Source organism: Liquorilactobacillus sicerae (assembly GCF_029916425.1).
Classification (GTDB): domain Bacteria; phylum Bacillota; class Bacilli; order Lactobacillales; family Lactobacillaceae; genus Liquorilactobacillus; species Liquorilactobacillus sicerae.
On the sequence record NZ_JAHAVQ010000324.1, the window covers coordinates 1 to 411 of the forward strand.

Genomic DNA, 411 nt, shown 5'->3' on the forward strand with positions numbered 1-411 from the left:
TCCTCGCACCGCGCAGGTCATCTCCCCGGCGCCGCGGCCTTCGACTGGGACGACCTCGTCGATCCCGTGGACGGATCGCTCGTCGGCGCGGCGGCTTTCGCCGGCGCGATGAGCGAGATCGGAGTGGGCGACGATCACGTCGTGGTCGCCTACGACCAACACGAGCCTTCGGCGTCGCTGCGACTCGTGTGGGCGCTTCGCCGCTACGGCCACGAAGCAGCCTACGCGCTCGTCGGCGGCCTGGCGGCCTGGGTCCTCGGCGGACACCCGCTCGCACGCGTGTCGGCGCGACCGCCGCGCGCGAGCTTTACGGCGCGCGTGCGCGAAACCCCTTACGAGAGGAGTGCCTTCGTGAAAACCGTGCGTTCCAACGGTGCGCCGTGAGCGCCCATCGCCTTCGCGTCGTGATCG

1 protein-coding gene is annotated in these 411 nt (G+C 71.0%); it reads left to right on the forward strand.

The window, feature by feature from the left end; all coding sequences use genetic code 11:
- On the forward strand, positions 1-384 hold a 384-nt coding region (locus KH893_RS12660), incomplete at its 5' end, for a sulfurtransferase (RefSeq protein ID WP_281166380.1).
- Positions 385-411: the final 27 nt, after the last annotated feature.